We start from the raw sequence: 15,995 nt of genomic DNA on the forward strand, positions 1-15,995 counted from the left end.
GTCCAAAGCTAGTTGGTTGCAATGGCATTCGAGGACGAACATTGGCAAACCGCGGGCCGGGTCTTGTACTCCACTCCGGTGGCGTCGCGACTGAGGATGACCACTTCTGACTCGATGGCGGCTTTGTTCGCGTTGTTGTAGAGCTTTCGGGCGTTGGCGGCGCATTTTGAGGCTGTGCGCGGTCCGGAGTACAGCTTGTCGAGCACTGCTTAGGAGATGAAGCGGCCTCCGAGCTGAGCGCTGAACTTGGTGAGCCCGGAATGCCGTCCTTGCAAACCGAAACACTTAGGACAGAGGCCGGGCCGTCATTTAAATCAAGCGCTTGACTTAACACCGGTGTGCGCGGTTGACTAGCGGAATGACCACGGCAGGCAGGGCCGTTCGCACCGAGCGGGCCAGCTCGACCCAGGAGGCGATCCTGGTGGCGGCCGAGCGGCTGTATGCCGAGCACGGCATGTTCGCGGTGTCGAACCGGCAGGTCAGCGAGGCCGCCGGTCAGGGCAACAACGCCGCGGTCGGTTACCACTTCGGTACCAAGGCCGACCTGGTGCGCGCCATCGAGAAGAAGCACCGTGGGCCCGTCGAACAGCTTCGCGAGCGCATGGTGGACGAGTTGGACGATTCCGCCGGAATGCGGGACTGGGTGGCCTGCCTGGTGCGCCCACTCACCGACCATCTGGCGGATCTCGGCCGTGACGGGTCGCCCACCTGGTACGCGCGCTTCGCGGCGCAGGCGATGACCGACCCGGCCTACTACAACATCATCGTCAAGGGAGCGCTCAGCTCGCCGTCGCTGGTCCAGGTCGTCGACGGGATCAACAGCTGCCTGCCCAACCTGCCGGCCGAGGTCCGTTTCGAACGCAACATCATGGCCCGCAACCTGCTGATGCACACCTGCGCCGACCGCGAACGCGCACTGTCGGCGGGTCCATCGATACACCAAACATCTTGGCGCGCTGCGGCATCCGGCCTCATCGACGCGATCGTGGGCCTGTGGTTGGCGCCCGTGACGCCATACGAGTGAAGGCTCTCCAGATGAAAGTGACTGTCGACCAAAACATGTGCGCATCATCGGGAAACTGCGTCATGAACGCGCCCGACGTCTTCGACCAGCGCGACGAGGACGGCGTCGTCGTTCTGCTCAATGCGAACCCGCCGCCCGATCAGGCCGAGGGCGCACGCCGAGCCGCCGCGGCATGCCCGGCGCAAGCCATCTATATCGAGGAATGAAATGTCGGACACACTGACGAGCACCGCGACCGAGGCGGTTTCCGAGATCCCGGAGTATCCGATGGCCAGGAACGCGGGCTGCCCGTTCGCCCCGCCACCGGACGTCATGGCACTGGCCGAATCCAAGCCGCTGTCCAGGGTCCGGATCTGGGACGGCAGCACACCGTGGCTCATCACGGGCTACGAGCAAGTGCGGGAACTGTTTTCCGATTCGCGGGTCAGCGTCGACGACCGCACGCCGGGGTTTCCGCACTGGAACGCGGGCATGCTGTCCACGGTGCACAAGCGCCCGCGGTCGGTCTTCACCTCCGACGGCGAAGAGCACACGCGATTCCGGCGGATGTTGTCGAAGCCCTTCACGTTCAGGCGAGTTGAGGGTTTGCGCCCGACCATCCAGCAGATCACCGACGACCACATCGACGCGATACTCGCCGGACCGCAGCCCGCCGACCTTGTCACCGCGCTGGCCCTGCCGGTGCCGTCGCTGGTGATCAGCCAGTTGCTCGGGGTGCCCTATGAAGACGCCGAGATGTTCCAGCACCACGCCAACGTCGGGCTCGCGCGCTATGCGACCGGTGAGGACACCGCGAAAGGCGCGATAAGCCTGCACAAATACCTCGCCCGCCTGGTCGAGGCCAAGATGGAGAACCCCGCCGAAGATGCCGTATCCGACCTGGCCGAACGGGTCAAGGCCGGCGAGCTCAGCGTGAAAGAGGCCGCGCAGTTGGGCACCGGACTGCTGATCGCCGGGCACGAGACGACCTCCAACATGATCGGGCTCGGCGTGCTCGCCCTGCTGGAAAACCCGGACCAGTTGGCCGTCATCCGCGACGCCGAAGACCCCAAGATCGTCGCCAACGCCGTCGAGGAACTGTTGCGTTACCTCAGCATCATCCAGAACGGACAGCGTCGCGTGGCCCTCGAAGACATCGCCATCGCCGGAGAGGTCATCCGCGCCGGCGAAGGCATCATCATCGATCTGGCCCCGGCGAACTGGGATTCGCACGCCTTCACCGAGCCGGATCGGCTCTACCTACACCGGTCGGGGGCCGATCGCAACGTCGCCTTCGGCTACGGCAGACACCAATGCGTGGGGCAGCAGCTTGCCCGCGCGGAGCTCCAGATCGTCTACCGCACGCTGTTTCGTCGCATCCCCACGGTGGCGCTGGGCATCCCGATCGAGGACGTGCCATTCAAACACGACCGGCTCGCCTACGGCGTCTACGAACTACCGGTGATCTGGTAAACCCCGAATGGAGGGTCAATGATGACGACTCAAACACACACCGTTTCGCTCTATCCGCCGGGAGGCTTTGGGGCGCCGAAGGATCGCCGTGGCCACGCCACCGGCAGCAACGTGGGCCTGCCGGAGGGAACCGTCGTTTTCTCCGCCGACAACCACATTTCCCTGGCCGACGACATCTTCTACGAACGCTTCCCCGACGACCTCAAGGACAAGGCCCCGCGGATCTGGTACGAGGACGGCGCCTACCAAGTCGGGCGCAAGGGGCAGTCATTCCTGCCGGGCGACTTCAGCGCGGTGCTGATGCAGTACGACGACCTGCCCGGGGCCGCGAGCACCAACATCGAGGCCCGGATCCGGGAGCTGCACGAGGACGGCGTCGACAAAGAACTGGCCTTCCCCAACGCGGTGCTGGCGCTCTTTCACTACCCGGACAAGAAACTTCGCGAGCTCACGTTCCGGATCTACAACGAGTACATCGCGGAGCTGCAGGAACGCTCGGCCGGACACTTCTACGGTGCCGGGCTGATCAACTGGTGGGACCCGCAGGGCACCAGGCGAACGCTGGACGAGCTGAAATCGTTGGGGCTCACGACGTTCCTGATGCCGCTGAACCCGGGCAAGGACGACGACGGCAACCCGATCGACTACGCGAGCACGTCGATGAGCGCCGTCTGGGACGAGATCGAAGCCTCCGGCCTGCCGGTCACCCACCACATCGGAGAAACCCCGCCGAAGAGCCCATGCGAGTTCAACAGCGTCGTCGTCGGCATGATGATCAACATCGACGGATTCCGGGAGACGTTCTCCAAGTACATCTTTGGCGGCATCCTCGATCGACACCCGCGCCTGCGCATCGGATGGTTCGAGGGCGGGATCTCCTGGGTTCCATGGGCGCTGCAAGACGCCGAACACCTGGTGGCGTCCTATCAGCACATGTTCAACCGGCCGCTGGAGCACGACGTGCGCTACTACTGGGACACCCACATGAGCGCGTCCTTCATGGTCGACCCCCTGGGTCTGCAGCTGATCGACAGGATCGGGGTCGACAAGGTGATGTGGTCCAGCGACTACCCGCACAACGAAAGCACATACGGCTACTCCGAGAAGTCGTTGGCCGCCGTCGTCGACGCCGTGGGTCCGGCCGATGCGGCGCGGATCGTCAGCGGTAACATCACGGAATTCCTTGGCTTGTAAGGCACTTAGATGACTACATTCGCGCAGCCGCCGTCGTCCGCGATCGAGATCCCCGAAACGCCCGACCTGACGCGCATGCGTCGCGAGACCGGGGCACGGCTGCGCGCGGCGATGTCCGACCGCGGCGTCGACGCGATGATCCTGCTGGGCAACAACGCGGTGGTCTACGCCACCGGCACCAGTTGGCCGCTCGGCGACGCCGGGCTCTCCTATGTCGAGCGGCCGGTGGCCGTGGTGGTCGCCGACGACGAATGGCCGCATCTGTTCCTGCCGTTCCGCGAGGGCGCCGCGCAGGAGTCGGACTTGCCGGCCGATCACCTGCACGGCCCGGTCTACCTCGAATTCGACGAGGGTGTCGAGAATTTCGCGCGACTGCTGGCCGACCTGATCCCGACGAAAGCGGCGATCGCGGTCGACGAGTGCACCGGCGCGATGTCGCGCGCGGCGAAGCTGTTGTTTCCCGGCGGGGCTCCCGCCGATGCCGCCGCCGTCGTCAGCGCCGCCAAGGCGATCAAAACCCAGGACGAATTGTCGTGCCTGCGCACCGCCATCCGGATCACCGACGAGGCGATGGTCGAGGTCCACAAGCGTCTGGCGCCCGGCATCCGCCAGATCGACCTGTCGGCAAGCTTTTTGCGGCAGGCCTTCGAATTGGGCGCCACGGCCAGCATGCTCGAACCCATCTGGCAGGTGATGCCACAGAGCAAGGCCGACGGTGTGTGGACGACGCACGGCGACCTGGCGTTGCCGCTGCTGAGCACCGAACGCGAGTTGGCCGAAGGCGACGTGTTGTGGACCGACGTCAGCATCACCTACCGCGGCTACTGCTCGGACTTCGGGCGCACCTGGATCGTCGGCCGGGACCCGACGCCGCGCCAGCAGGCGCAGTTCGACAAATGGTCCGACATCATGACCGCCGTCCTGGACGTCACCCGCGCCGGGGCCACCGCCGCCGACCTGGGCAGGGCGGCGACCGCGGCCAACGGCGGTAGCCGACCGTGGCTGCCGCACTTCTACCTGGGCCACGGCATCGGCGTGAACGCGGCCGAAATGCCCATGATCGGAACCGATCTCGGCGACGAGTTCGACGAGAAGTACGTACTCCAACCGGGCATGGTGCTGGTCCTGGAGCCGGTGGTGTGGGAGGACGGCACCGGCGGCTACCGCAGCGAAGAGGTCCTGGTGATCACCGAGGAAGGCCGGACACGGTTGACCAACTACCCCTATGACCCCTATGGCTCCTATGTCAGTTGAAGTTTGCCCTGACGCTCGCGCACTGCGCTTGGGGCGCCGCCAGCGCGCACTGGAGCAGATGGCCGCACACGACCTCGATGTCCTGGTGGTAGGCCGGCAAGCCAACGTCCGCTACATCGCCGGCGCACCGCAGCTGTGGGTGGCCGGGACGCGGCCGTTCGGCCCGACCTGCGTGCTGGTGCGCGCGACCGGCGCGGTCCATCTGCTCAGCACCTGGGACGAAGGCGTGCCCGACGACATTCCCCACGAGAACCTGTATGGCATCTCGTGGAATCCGATCAACACCGTCTCGGCGCTGCGACGCATCGACGGTGCGGCCACCGTCCGCCGCGTCGGAACCGACGCGCTGTCACCGGTTTTCGCGCAGCTGCTGCCGACCGCGTTTCCCAACGCCGAGCTGGTCGACGGGGAACGCGCCCTGCGCGCCGCCCGCCGCATCAAGACGGTCGAGGAAGTGACCGCACTGCGGGAGGCGATCGCGGTGGCCGAGTCGGGCCTGGCGGCCGCGGTGTCCGGGCTGCGGCCCGGGGTAAGCGAACAGACCTTGGCCGGCGTGCTGCTGGAGGCCCTGGCGGCCGGCGGGGTGAGCACCCCGTCGAATCAGGATGTCGCGTGGGTGACTTCGCGTGATCACCTGTGGCGGCGGGCCAACGGCGACGGGCGCGTGAAAGACGGTGACCTGGTGGCCTTCTCGGCCGGCGTGCTCGCCGGCGGCTACATCGGCGAGGTGGGCCGAACCTGGCCCGTGGGCAGCGTCGCCGGCGCCGCCCCCCTCTATCGGCGCTGGGACAGGTTGTGGGACAGGCTGTTAGCCGCATGCCGGCCGGGCGCCGAGGCCGGCGAACTGCTGGGCGCCTATCAGGCCGCGGAGGAACCGGCGCCGCCGATGCCGGTGGCCCGGGGGCTGGGCATGGGCTTCGACCCGCCCGTCGTCTCGCAGCACCTACCCCGCAGCGTGGCGGGCGAACGCCTGGAACCGGGCATGGTGCTGGCCGTGACCGGCTATGTCTGGGAGCAAGGAATCGGAGCGGTCTTCGGGCGTGAGGCCGTCCTCGTCACCGATGACGGCCCCGAGGTGCTGACCTCCAGTCCCTCCTGGCGGGCGTGAGTGGGTGAACCTCGGCCCGAACCGGACGCGCCGCCGCTAGTCGGTTACACGGTTGTCGACCTGTCGACCGGAATAGCGGGGGCATACTGCACCAAGCTGCTCGCCGACGGCGGCGCCACCGTCGTCAAAGTCGAACCACCAGAAGGTGATCCGCTGCGGCGGTGGTCGGCGTCCGGCGCGGCCATCCCGGCGTGCGATGACGGCGCGCTGTTCAGCCTTCTGGCCGGCTCCAAGCACAGCGTGGTCGCCGATCTCGAAACCGGCGACGACGTCCGGATGGTCGACGGGCTGCTGGCATCGGCGGACGCCGTGGTGTGGTCCATGGGCTCGAAACCAGCTGAACACCAAAGCTTTACGCCCAACGCAATCCACGACCGGCATCCACAGCTCACCGTCACCTCGATCACACCCTTCGGGCTGGAGGGTCCCTGGCGAGACCGCGCCGCAACGGAGTTCACGCTGCAGGCGTGGTCGGGAGGGATCGTCGGGCTCGGACGTGGCGAGCCGGCGCGGGCGCCGGTATTCATCGGCGGGCAGGTCGGCGAGTATCTGGCCGGAGCCTATGCGAGCGCCGCGACCATGACGTCATGGTATCGCCGAACCCCCGGTGGCCCTGGGGAACTGGTTGACCTGTCGATGCTGGAGACGCAGATCCTGTGCCTAACTTACTATCCCGTCACCTATTTCGAGATGCTGGGGCATCCGTGGCGAGACGTCCGCCGGCTCACCGTGCCCGGCGTGGCCCAGGCGAAGGACGGTCTGGTGGACCTCGGGTGCGGCACCGCCCAGCAGTGGTTCGACCTGTGCGCGATGGTCGGTCACCCGGAATGGATCGATGAGGACTCGCCGCTGTCGATCACCGAGCTGGCCAACCTTCACGCCGACGAGATCTACGCGTGGGTCAGAAGCACCCCGGTCGACGAGATCCGCGAGCTTGCGACGGCATTCCGGATCCCCAACGCGCCGGTGGCCAACGGCGCGAATATCGCCTCGCTGGACCACTTCCGCGAGCGCGGCTCGTTCGTGCGCAATCCACGCGACGGGTTCCACCAGCCGGGCCACCCGTACCGGATGCGGCCGGCGCGGTTGCGGCAGCCCGGTCCGGCGCCGCGGCTGGGTGAGCACACCGAGCGTTACCGGGCGTCGACCGCCACCCGGCGGCCCGCGCCGGCCGGTCTCGCAAACCCGTTGCCGTTCAGCGGGATTCGGGTGTTGGACATGACGACCTTCTGGGCTGGTCCATGCTGCACTCACTTTATGGCGATGCTCGGCGCCGAGGTCATCCACGTGGAATCGGCCCGCCGCCCGGACGGCACTCGACTGATCGCCGGCATTCCCGCCGCCGAAGAGCGGTGGTGGGAGAAATCGCCGATCTTCGCGGCGCTGAACACCAACAAGAAGGGCTTGACGCTGGACCTGCAAAGCCCACGCGGCCGGGAGCTACTGCGCCGGCTCATCGCGACATGTGAGGTGATCGTGGAAAATTTCACGCCCCGGGTGCTGGACCAGATCGGTCTGGATTTCGCGGCCGTGCAAGCGGTTCGGCCGGACGCGGTCATGCTGCGAATGCCCGGGTTCGGACTCGACGGGCCCTGGCGTGACAATCCCGCATTCGCCTATGCCATCGAGTCGGCATCGGGCCTGAGTTGGCTGACCGGCTATCCCGACCGTCCTCCCTACGAGCCCTATTCGATCGGTGACCCATGCGCGGGCGTGCACGCGCTCAATGCCCTGCTGCTGGCCCTGGAGCACCGTCGCCGCACCGCGCAGGGTGTGCTGGTCGAGGCGGCGATGGTGGATGCCGCGCTGAGCATCTCCGCCGAACAGGTCATCGAGTACTCGGCGTACGGGGCCCTGCTGGAACGGGCGGGCAACCGCGGGCCGACGGCGGCGCCGCAGAACCTCTACCGCAGCGCCGACATCGACGAATTCGGCCGGCTCGACAGTTGGGTGGCCATCGCGGTGGCCACCGACGACCAGTGGCGTCGCCTGTGCGACGCGCTCGGATCACCCTCGTGGGCAACCGATCCCGCGTTGGCGTCGACCGGCGGACGGCGCGCACACCACGACCTGATCGACGAGCGGCTGGCCGCCTGGTGCGAGCACCGCAGCGCCGACGACATCGTCGCCACGCTCTGGGACGCCGGCGTGCCGGTGGCCAAGGTGATGCAGCCGCATCGCCAAACGGAGCTGGAACAGCTGGCGTTTCGCGGTTTCTTCGAAGAAGTCGAACACCCCGTCAACGGCTGGGCGAAGCTCAGCACCGTGCCGATGAGATTGTCCGCCGGGCCCGGCCTGTTTCACACCCAGCCCGCGCCGCTGCTCGGCCAGCACAATTGCGAGTTGTTGGCCGAGTTGGGCTTGACACCCTCGGAGATCGCAGACCTGGAAGCCGACGGGGTCATCGGCCACTCGCCGGCATGATCCCGCACCGGGTGAGCAGACGCAGAGTCGCACGCCGCGCGCCGCGCGCGTGCGACTCTGCGTCTGCTCGCGGGTGACCGGCATGGCGATCTGGGAGCGCGACCCGCAGACCGGGAACTACCGGCTTGGGCCGTCGAATTAGTGCTTCCACCCCTCGGCGGCCTGATCGTCGAATGTGTGGTCAATGCGCTCGAACCGGCGGCGGATTGAGGCCCGGGCGGCCTCGTGTGGCAGGACGTACAAGCGGTTGGCCAGGATCGCGTCGGCCGTCAGCCGGGCGACGTCGTCCACGCCCAGGCTGTCGTCCTGCGCCGGCAGCGGCCCGAACGCCCCCTCGGGCGTGGACGACACCCCGCCGCGGATGCGTTCGGAGTTGGAGACCAGCCTGGTCTCGACCACCATCGGGCAGAGCACCGACACGCCGATGCCGTTGTCCTTGAGCTCGCGGGCCAACGTCTCGGCCAGGCCGACGACACCATATTTGGCAACGCCGTACGCCCCGAGGCCGGCGTTGGGCACCAGCCCGGCGAAGGACGCGGTGAACGCGATGTGCCCCGTGCCCTGCTTGAGCAACCGCGGCACGAACGCCTCGACGGCATGGATCGAGCCCCACAGGTCGATATCGATCACCCAGCGCCAGTCCTCGTGCGTCATCTGCGCGATCGGGCCCGCGACAACGATGCCGGCGTTGCTGAACACGACGTCGACATGGCCGAGAAGGCGGAAAGCCTCGTCCGCGAGGTGCACCACCTGGTCGAGATGCCGGACGTCGCAGACGACACCGTGCGCGTCAACCCCGCCGCCGCGCAACCGCGACACGGCCTGGTCCAGCGCGGGCTGATCGACGTCGGCGAGCACCACACGGGCTCCCCGGCGCGCGAACTCGGCGGCGGTGGCCAAGCCGATGCCGCTCGCACCGCCGGTGATGACCGCCGAGCGTCCTTCGAATGTGTTCATAAAGATAAGCACCCCGGGTTGTCGTCGCACTACCGTCATTCGACCACTGCGGTCGATGGAGGATTGATCCGGGTCCACAGGGCCGCGAGGTAGACCAGGTTCTGGTCGACGGGTTCAGCAGATCGAGGCCGGTAAAGCAGGGTGTTGCGGTGGACAACCAATTCTGCAGCGCTGGCTCCGCGGTCAAAGCTGTTGGCTGCCAAGCACTGCAGCGTCGCGGCACGATCGGCTCCCTCGACACAGTCGAACACGCGCCGGACTATGTCGTCGGAATCTCGGGGGATTGAGCCAGCAGCAGGTGAGGAAGAAAGTCGCGCACGGTGACGAGCCCCCTGCGGCCGGCTTCGTCGGCGAACACGACCAGCATTTGCAGCCGCCCGAGTATCGCCCGAACGGAACTGCTCGAGTTGGGAAGACCAGTTGTACGCGCACGGCAACGAGCTGTGTGCATGTGCACAACTCGGCGGGCGATATTGGGCCGCTGGCAGTTGTGCTTTCGCGCGGCGCGGCTGACGATAGGCAATGTCCAGAGCCAATCCCCGCGCGACGATCCTCCGAACACATCGAGCCCGGACAGACAGGACCCGCCATGAGTACCGTTAGGCAAGCAACCATCGACCTGTTCCGATCGCACGGTCTGACCACGTGGTTCGGCAACCCCGGTTCATCGGAGCTGACCCTGTTGGAGGACTTTCCGGACGATTTCCGTTACCTGCTGGGCCTGCAGGAGATGGTGCCGGTGGGAATGGCCGACGCCTATTCGCAGATCACCGGCCGCCCCGCTGTCGTGAATCTGCACACCGCGCCGGGCATGGGCAACGCCCAGGGCGCGCTGTACAACGCATTCGTCAACAAAACCCCGCTGATCGTCACGGCGGGAAACCAGCGCCGCTTCATGCAAAACCAGTACTGCCTGCTGACCAACATCGAAGCCACCACGGTGCCAAAGCCTTTCGTGAAATGGGCGGCCGAACCGGCGATCGCCAGCGAGACCCTTGCCGTCCTCGCCCATGCCGTCCACCTGGCGACCACACCGCCGATGGGCCCGGTGTTCGTCTCCTTGCCGATGGACGACCTGCAAGCAGAACTCGATGACACCCAGGCCGCCGACATCGCCGCGGTGTCCGCCCGGAAAGTGACCCACGCCGTTGGATTTCCAGCGGATCTCGCCGATCAGATCTCCGCGCGCTTGGAAGCCGCGGCCTCACCGGCGTTCATCGTGGGTGGCGATGTCGAGCGCTACGGCGCATGGGACGCGGTCATCGGATTGGCCGAACGCACCCGATCGGTGGTGTGGACGGCCCCGCTGACCGGGTGGAGCGGGTTCCCCGAGAACCACCCGCTGTATCAGGGCATGCTCCCCCCGGGTGCGGGCTGGATCTCCCAAGCATTGACCGGACGCGATCTGATTCTGGTGATCGGAGCGCCGGTATTCCGGTACTACCCCAAGGTTCCCGGCCCCTATCTGCCGCCGGGTGCAGACCTGATCCACATCACCAATGACCCCGACGAAGCCGCCCGCGCACCGGTCGGGGACGCGATAATCGCCGACCTGCGCAGCGCCGCCGAGGCCCTGCTCGCCGCGGCCACACCAAGCCGGCGGCCCGCCCCGCCGCCGCGTGCACCGATCCCCGACGTCGAGCACGCCGAGGCACCCCTCAAGCCGGAGACATTGTGGGCGGCCGTCGGGCGCGCCGCACCGCCGGAGACGCTCTGGGTCAGCGAGGCCGGCAGCAACGAGTTGGCGATCACCACCGGTATCCGGCCCGGTAAGCCGTTCTCCCACTTGTCGGCGGCCGGCGGCGGACTCGGCTTCGGGTTGCCCGCCTCCGTTGGCGCTCAACTCGCCGCCCCCGACCGCCCCGTCGTGGCGTTGATGGGGGACGGCTCCATGCACTATGCGATCACCGCGTTGTGGACGGCGGCGCGGTACCGCATCCCGGTCACCATCGTGGTCGCATCCAATGGCGAATACGGCGTACTCAAAGAATTCGGCAAGTGGGAGAAAACGGCCGGAGTACCCGGCCTGGACCTACCCGGGCTGAACGTCGTGGCCACCGCCGCCAGCTACGGCGTCGACGCTCACGAAGCACGCACCACCGACGAGGTCATCGAACTGGTGGAATCCGGCATTGCCGACCGCGAGCGACCCACCCTCATCAACGCGCGCACCATCCCCGTTGACGCCTGAATCCATTGGGGCGGCACGGAATTAGGCGTCGCGCCGACCGACTACTTCAGGCAGCCGCCCGCGTCGACGGGCAGGGTCACGCCGGTGACATAGCGGGACTCGTCGGAGGCGAGGAACAACACCGCGTTGCTGATGTCTTCGGGCTCCACCCACGGAATCGGCAGGGTGTGGAACATCTGGCAGATCGGGGCCATGTCGTCGGGGCCCGGATTTTCCAGATCCGGGCGGAACATCCTGAACGTCCCCTCGTTGTGCAGCATGGGTGTCCGCACGTGGGTGGGATGCACGGAGTTGACGCGAATCATGTGCTGCCCCAACTCAACCGCGAAGGCGCGCATGAGCCCCACCACACCGTGTTTGGCCGCGACGTAATGGCCGGTATGCGGGTAGGCCTTGAGCCCGCCGACCGAGCTGGTCAAGACGATCGACCCCCCGCGGCCGCCGGCCAGAATGTGCGGGACACCGGCTTTCACGGTTTTCCACACGCCCGACAGGTTGACGTCGATCATTTCCGTCCAGTCCTCTTCGCTGGTTTTGTCCAGCGTCGCACCGCCGTTGCCGATGCCCGCGTTGGCCACGATGATGTCCAGCCGGCCCAGCTGCTCCACACCGCTGTCCACGGCGGCCTTCAGCGCGTCATAGTCACGCACATCGACCTCGGCCGTGAAGATTCTGCGGTTGTGGCCCTTGACGAGATCGGCGGTCTCGGCCAGATCCTCCGGCGTCGACGCCGGGATCGCGGTGGCCTCAACGATGCCCCCGCGGATGGGCTTGCAGATGTCGACGGCAATGATGTCGGCGCCTTCTTGCGCCAACCGCACCGCGTGGCTACGGCCCTGACCGCGCGCCGCCCCGGTGATGAAAGCGACCTTGCCCTCGACACGTCCGGTCATGACTACCTCAATTCCTCAGATGGCTCAGCCCAGAACGGCCGGCATTGTCTCCCATCCCCGCACGGTGGAAGTGGGGGAGAGCTTCGCTTCGGTAAGGTTGACGTCCCACTCGGGGAAGCGCCTCAAGATCTCCTCGAGCGCGATGCGGCCTTCGAGACGAGCCAGCGCCGAGCCGAGGCAGTAATGGGTGCCGACGCTGAACGTCAGATGTTGATGCGGTTCGCGCCGGATGTCGAAAACGTCTCCGTCCGGCGGGAATTGGCGGTGATCGCGGTTGGCCGCGCCGACGAGCATCATCATGACGCTGCCCGCGGGCACGCGTTGGCCGTAGTACTCGACATCGCGGGTGACGTAGCGGGCGACGTGTGGTGCGGGCGGTTCGAAGCGCAGCAATTCCTCGATGGCCGCGGGGATCAACGACCGGTCCGCTACCAGCTCACGCCGCTGGTCCGGGTGCTCGGCCAGCACCTTGCCGGCCCATCCGATCAGCCGGGTGGTGGTCTCGTTGCCGGCGCCGGACACCACGCTGATATAGATGAGGAGCTCGTCGCGGCGGAGCCGGCGGACGGTCCCGGTCTCGTCCTCGAACTCGGCGTGCAGCAGTTCGGTCATGATGTCGTCGGAGGGATGCTCGGCCCGCCAGTCGATGAACTGGCCGAAAAACTCGCCGTCCATCATGTTTTCGGCCGTGGCGTCCATCGGCTTGCCGGCTTCGGTGCGCAAGTTCGCGTTGGCGCGATCCCGCGCGGCCTCCTGGTATTCCTCGGGGATGCCCAGCAGCATCCCGATCACCCGCATCGGCATCTGCGCCCCAAGGTCGGCGACGAAGTCGAACCGGTCGGTGCCGACCAGCGGATCCAAACTGCGAGCGCAGAATTCGCGGATCTTCGGCTCGAGGTCGTTGATCTTGCGCGGCGTGAACATCCGGGACAGCAACTTGCGGTGGACGTCGTGGATCGGCGGATCCTCGAACAGCAGCACACCCGGCGGAATGGCGATGTTGGCCTTGATCAGCTCGAGTATCGCGCCCTTCGCCGAGCTGAAGGTCTGGTAATCGACCAGCGCGCCGTCGACGTCGTCGAACCGGCTCAGCGCGTAGAAGTCATGCGCCTCGTTGTAGTACAGCGGTGACTCCTCGCGCAGCCGCCGAAACATCGGGTACGGGTCGGCGTTCAGCCCCACGTCGTAGGGATCGAAGTAGATTTCGCTGGCCGCGCTGACTGTCACGGGTAATCAATCGCCTCTCGCCGGACCGCGTTCCCCCCGGAACCACGGGTCGTGCCGCATGTGAACTCTGTCATCACTCACCAACGGGTGTCAACGACGAATCCGTTTTGGCTATTTGTGGTTCTAGATTCTAGAGAATCCAATTCTCGCAGGGCAAACGATGTGCGCTATTTGCTCAGCTCTTGTGGCGAAACGGCGCGCGCTAGCCGACAAATCCGCGCGAGCAGAAGTCCCACACCTCGTCGGCGGTGATGGGATGGACCGTCGCGTCGTCGGAGCCGCCGCTGGACTGCGCGATGAACATGACCGTCTGCATGGTCATGGCGGCCACCCGCTTGGGATTAACACCGGCGCGCAACTTGCCGGCGTCGTCGGCGGCTTCCATCAGCTCGGTCAGCAACGCCAGCAACGGCGCGTGGGCGACCTTGACCTCGGCGGGATGCGTGACCAGCAACCGCGGCGCAAAGTCGGTGAACAACGGCCGCTTGGCCGTCGGGTCGGGACGGGAGGCCTCGTACAACAGCTCGACGGCGACTTTGAGCCGCTCCAGCGGATCGGTATGGCTTTCGGTGGCGGCGCGGATCTGGTCGGCGGACCGGCTCAACGCGTCTTCGAACAGCGCGAGCAGCAGCTCGTGCTTGCCGTCGAACTGTAGGTAGAAGCTCCGCAGCGACTGGCGGGACCGGTCCACGACCTCCTGGACGGTAAAGTCGGTGCTGCCCTTCTCGATGATGATCGCCTGCGCGGCGTCGAGAAAGCGCTGAACACGTTGCGCGGCACGCAGTTTCGCGGTCTTGATGGACCGCTCCACGGCGCGCTGCTTCCAGGCCGGCTCTTCGCTTGGGCTGGTCACGGACGGCTCAGATGATTGCCGCGAGGGGAGAACATGGTTGGACTCTACCGGAGAACGCCGTGACATCGTTGCGCTCGACCCCCTCACGGACGACGTGTCGGAGATTGTAACTTTCTCACGACGAGAATACTATTCTCCTACACGTGTGTATAGAAGCGGAATGGCCGGCGAGCGCTAGGGGGTTTCGAGGGGTGCCGTGCAGCTGACTTTTGACGCCGACGTCGAGGCGTTCCGCGTCGAATTCGTGGCTTTCCTGGACGCGCATCTGCCCGCCGACGCCGAGGCGGTCGAGCGGCCGCGGTCCAGTTCGCACATCCCGGGGTGGGCTCGCCGCTGGCAACGGCTGCTGTTCGATAGCGGTTGGCTGCTGCCCGGCAACCCGCCAGAATTCGGTGGGCGCAACGCCACGCTATTGCAGCAATACGTGTACCTGGAGGAGTTGGGGCGGCGGCGCATCTATCAAAGCTTCAATCCGCAGGGCGTGGGCATCATCGCGGCGTCGTTGTTGACGTTTGGCACGCCAGCGCAAAAGCGGCGATGGGCGGTGCCGATCCTGCGGGCCGAGATCACCGCGTCGCTGGGAATGAGCGAGCCCGGCGCGGGCTCGGATCTGGCGTCACTGAAAACCCGGGCGGTGCTTGACGGCGACCACTTCGTGGTCAACGGGCAGAAGGTGTGGACGTCGGGCGCCCACGACGCCGACGTGCTGCTGACGTTCGTGCGCACCGATCCGGGCAAGCCAAAACACAAGGGCATCAGCGCATTGCTGATCCCGACCGACACCCCCGGCGTGGTGCGCCGTCCGTTCGCGTCCATGTGCGACGGCGACGATGTCGACTTCAATGAGGTGTTCTTCACCGACGCGCGCGTGCCGGCCGAGAACCTGGTCGGTGAGCTCGACGGCGGCTGGCGGGTGGCAACCGGGTCGCTGGGCCACGAGCGCGTCATGCTGTGGATGGGATATGCCGATCTGCTGCGCGAACTGACCGAGGATTTCGGGCCATCCGGTGTGCTGGAGCGGGACCGCTTCGCCACCCTGGTGATGGACTCCTACGCGCTGCGGCTGCTGGGATCGGCGGCGCTGGCGCGCGCCGCCCGCGGGGAAGAGGACGTGCCGGCTCAGTCGGTGCTCAAGCTCCTCGGTTCCGAAGCCCTGCAACGCGCCTCCGAGGACGCGCTGAACGCCGCGGGCGCTGACGGGCTCGTGTACCGCGCGGTGACCGCGCCGTTCGCCCCGCTGAACCTGGACAGCCACTACCGCGGCTGGTTCGACCGATACGCGCGCAGCTTCGCCGCGACCATCGCCGGCGGCACCTCCGAAATACAGCGCAACATCATCGCCGAACGAGTGCTCGGCATGCCGCGCAATTAGGCCGCGCGAGTGGGCATTTGACCAAGTGGTCTCGCCCGGGCGCCGA

At 66.6% G+C, this 15,995-nt stretch carries 14 protein-coding genes; 9 read left to right on the forward strand and 5 right to left on the reverse strand.

Annotation, left to right across the window (positions count from 1 at the left end):
* The first annotated feature begins 358 nt into the window (after positions 1–358).
* From K3U93_RS03370 to K3U93_RS03400, 7 genes are read left to right on the forward strand one after another with little or no spacing between them, the layout of a single operon-like run.
* Positions 359–1,024 carry a TetR/AcrR family transcriptional regulator gene (locus K3U93_RS03370; RefSeq protein WP_083009198.1) on the forward strand — a complete coding sequence of 222 codons (666 nt, stop codon included), beginning with the start codon at positions 359–361 and terminating at the stop codon, positions 1,022–1,024.
* An 11-nt stretch (positions 1,025–1,035) separates the two neighbouring features.
* Complete coding sequence (locus tag K3U93_RS03375; RefSeq protein WP_071509766.1) at positions 1,036–1,230, forward strand: ferredoxin; 195 nt, start codon at positions 1,036–1,038, stop codon at positions 1,228–1,230.
* A 1-nt stretch (position 1,231) separates the two neighbouring features.
* Positions 1,232–2,476 carry a cytochrome P450 gene (locus K3U93_RS03380; RefSeq protein WP_083009200.1) on the forward strand — a complete coding sequence of 415 codons (1,245 nt, stop codon included), beginning with the start codon at positions 1,232–1,234 and terminating at the stop codon, positions 2,474–2,476.
* Positions 2,477–2,497: 21 nt separating this feature from the next.
* Positions 2,498–3,670: an amidohydrolase family protein gene (locus K3U93_RS03385; protein WP_071509800.1), complete on the forward strand. Its 1,173-nt coding sequence runs from the start codon at positions 2,498–2,500 to the stop codon at positions 3,668–3,670.
* A 9-nt stretch (positions 3,671–3,679) separates the two neighbouring features.
* On the forward strand, positions 3,680–4,924 hold the full coding sequence (locus tag K3U93_RS03390; protein WP_071509764.1) for a M24 family metallopeptidase: 1,245 nt from the start codon (positions 3,680–3,682) through the stop codon (positions 4,922–4,924).
* A complete protein-coding gene (locus K3U93_RS03395; RefSeq protein WP_071509763.1) occupies positions 4,914–6,032 on the forward strand; it encodes a M24 family metallopeptidase in 1,119 nt (372 codons plus the stop codon). Before K3U93_RS03390 ends, K3U93_RS03395 begins: the two co-directional genes overlap by 11 nt.
* A complete protein-coding gene (locus K3U93_RS03400; RefSeq protein WP_071509762.1) occupies positions 6,033–8,456 on the forward strand; it encodes a CaiB/BaiF CoA transferase family protein in 2,424 nt (807 codons plus the stop codon).
* A gap of 138 nt (positions 8,457–8,594) precedes the next feature.
* On the opposite strand, the gene K3U93_RS03405 is transcribed toward K3U93_RS03400, so the two are convergent.
* Both K3U93_RS03405 and K3U93_RS03410 read right to left on the reverse strand, forming a co-directional pair.
* Positions 8,595–9,413 (reverse strand): SDR family NAD(P)-dependent oxidoreductase, encoded by an 819-nt coding sequence (locus tag K3U93_RS03405; protein ID WP_071509761.1) that lies wholly within the window; start codon positions 9,411–9,413, stop codon positions 8,595–8,597.
* A gap of 35 nt (positions 9,414–9,448) precedes the next feature.
* Complete coding sequence (locus K3U93_RS03410) at positions 9,449–9,664, reverse strand: helix-turn-helix domain-containing protein (RefSeq protein ID WP_071509760.1); 216 nt, start codon at positions 9,662–9,664, stop codon at positions 9,449–9,451.
* Positions 9,665–10,002: 338 nt separating this feature from the next.
* Between K3U93_RS03410 and mdlC the strand changes: the two genes are divergently transcribed.
* Complete coding sequence (mdlC, locus tag K3U93_RS03415; protein WP_083009202.1) at positions 10,003–11,604, forward strand: benzoylformate decarboxylase; 1,602 nt, start codon at positions 10,003–10,005, stop codon at positions 11,602–11,604.
* Positions 11,605–11,645: 41 nt separating this feature from the next.
* Here the strand turns inward: mdlC and K3U93_RS03420 are convergent, their stop codons facing one another.
* The 3 genes from K3U93_RS03420 to K3U93_RS03430 form a co-directional block, all read right to left on the reverse strand.
* The gene (locus K3U93_RS03420) at positions 11,646–12,497 is read right to left on the reverse strand and encodes a mycofactocin-coupled SDR family oxidoreductase (RefSeq protein WP_071509758.1); all 852 of its coding nucleotides are present in this window, start codon (positions 12,495–12,497) and stop codon (positions 11,646–11,648) included.
* A gap of 24 nt (positions 12,498–12,521) precedes the next feature.
* Positions 12,522–13,724, reverse strand: coding sequence for a cytochrome P450 (locus K3U93_RS03425; protein WP_071509757.1), 1,203 nt, complete (start codon positions 13,722–13,724; stop codon positions 12,522–12,524).
* A 202-nt stretch (positions 13,725–13,926) separates the two neighbouring features.
* Positions 13,927–14,577, reverse strand: coding sequence for a TetR/AcrR family transcriptional regulator (locus tag K3U93_RS03430; protein ID WP_071509756.1), 651 nt, complete (start codon positions 14,575–14,577; stop codon positions 13,927–13,929).
* 196 nt (positions 14,578–14,773) lie between these two features.
* On the opposite strand from K3U93_RS03430, the gene K3U93_RS03435 reads away from it, so the two are divergent.
* Positions 14,774–15,949: an acyl-CoA dehydrogenase family protein gene (locus tag K3U93_RS03435; protein ID WP_071509755.1), complete on the forward strand. Its 1,176-nt coding sequence runs from the start codon at positions 14,774–14,776 to the stop codon at positions 15,947–15,949.
* The last annotated feature ends 46 nt before the right edge of the window (positions 15,950–15,995 follow it).

The sequence above is a fragment of the Mycobacterium malmoense genome (assembly GCF_019645855.1).
Classification (GTDB): domain Bacteria; phylum Actinomycetota; class Actinomycetes; order Mycobacteriales; family Mycobacteriaceae; genus Mycobacterium; species Mycobacterium malmoense.

Excerpts from the sequence above, each read along its gene's own strand:
- K3U93_RS03405 (WP_071509761.1), bottom strand. The coding sequence starts at position 9,413 with ATGAACACATTCGAAGGACGCTCGGCGGTCATCACCGGCGGTGCGAGC.
- K3U93_RS03370 (WP_083009198.1), top strand. The coding sequence starts at position 359 with ATGACCACGGCAGGCAGGGCCGTTCGCACCGAGCGGGCCAGCTCGACC.
- K3U93_RS03390 (WP_071509764.1), top strand. The coding sequence starts at position 3,680 with ATGACTACATTCGCGCAGCCGCCGTCGTCCGCGATCGAGATCCCCGAA.
- K3U93_RS03375 (WP_071509766.1), top strand. The coding sequence starts at position 1,036 with ATGAAAGTGACTGTCGACCAAAACATGTGCGCATCATCGGGAAACTGC.
- mdlC (WP_083009202.1), top strand. The coding sequence starts at position 10,003 with ATGAGTACCGTTAGGCAAGCAACCATCGACCTGTTCCGATCGCACGGT.
- K3U93_RS03395 (WP_071509763.1), top strand. The coding sequence starts at position 4,914 with ATGTCAGTTGAAGTTTGCCCTGACGCTCGCGCACTGCGCTTGGGGCGC.
- K3U93_RS03380 (WP_083009200.1), top strand. The coding sequence starts at position 1,232 with ATGTCGGACACACTGACGAGCACCGCGACCGAGGCGGTTTCCGAGATC.
- K3U93_RS03385 (WP_071509800.1), top strand. The coding sequence starts at position 2,498 with ATGACGACTCAAACACACACCGTTTCGCTCTATCCGCCGGGAGGCTTT.
- K3U93_RS03420 (WP_071509758.1), bottom strand. The coding sequence starts at position 12,497 with ATGACCGGACGTGTCGAGGGCAAGGTCGCTTTCATCACCGGGGCGGCG.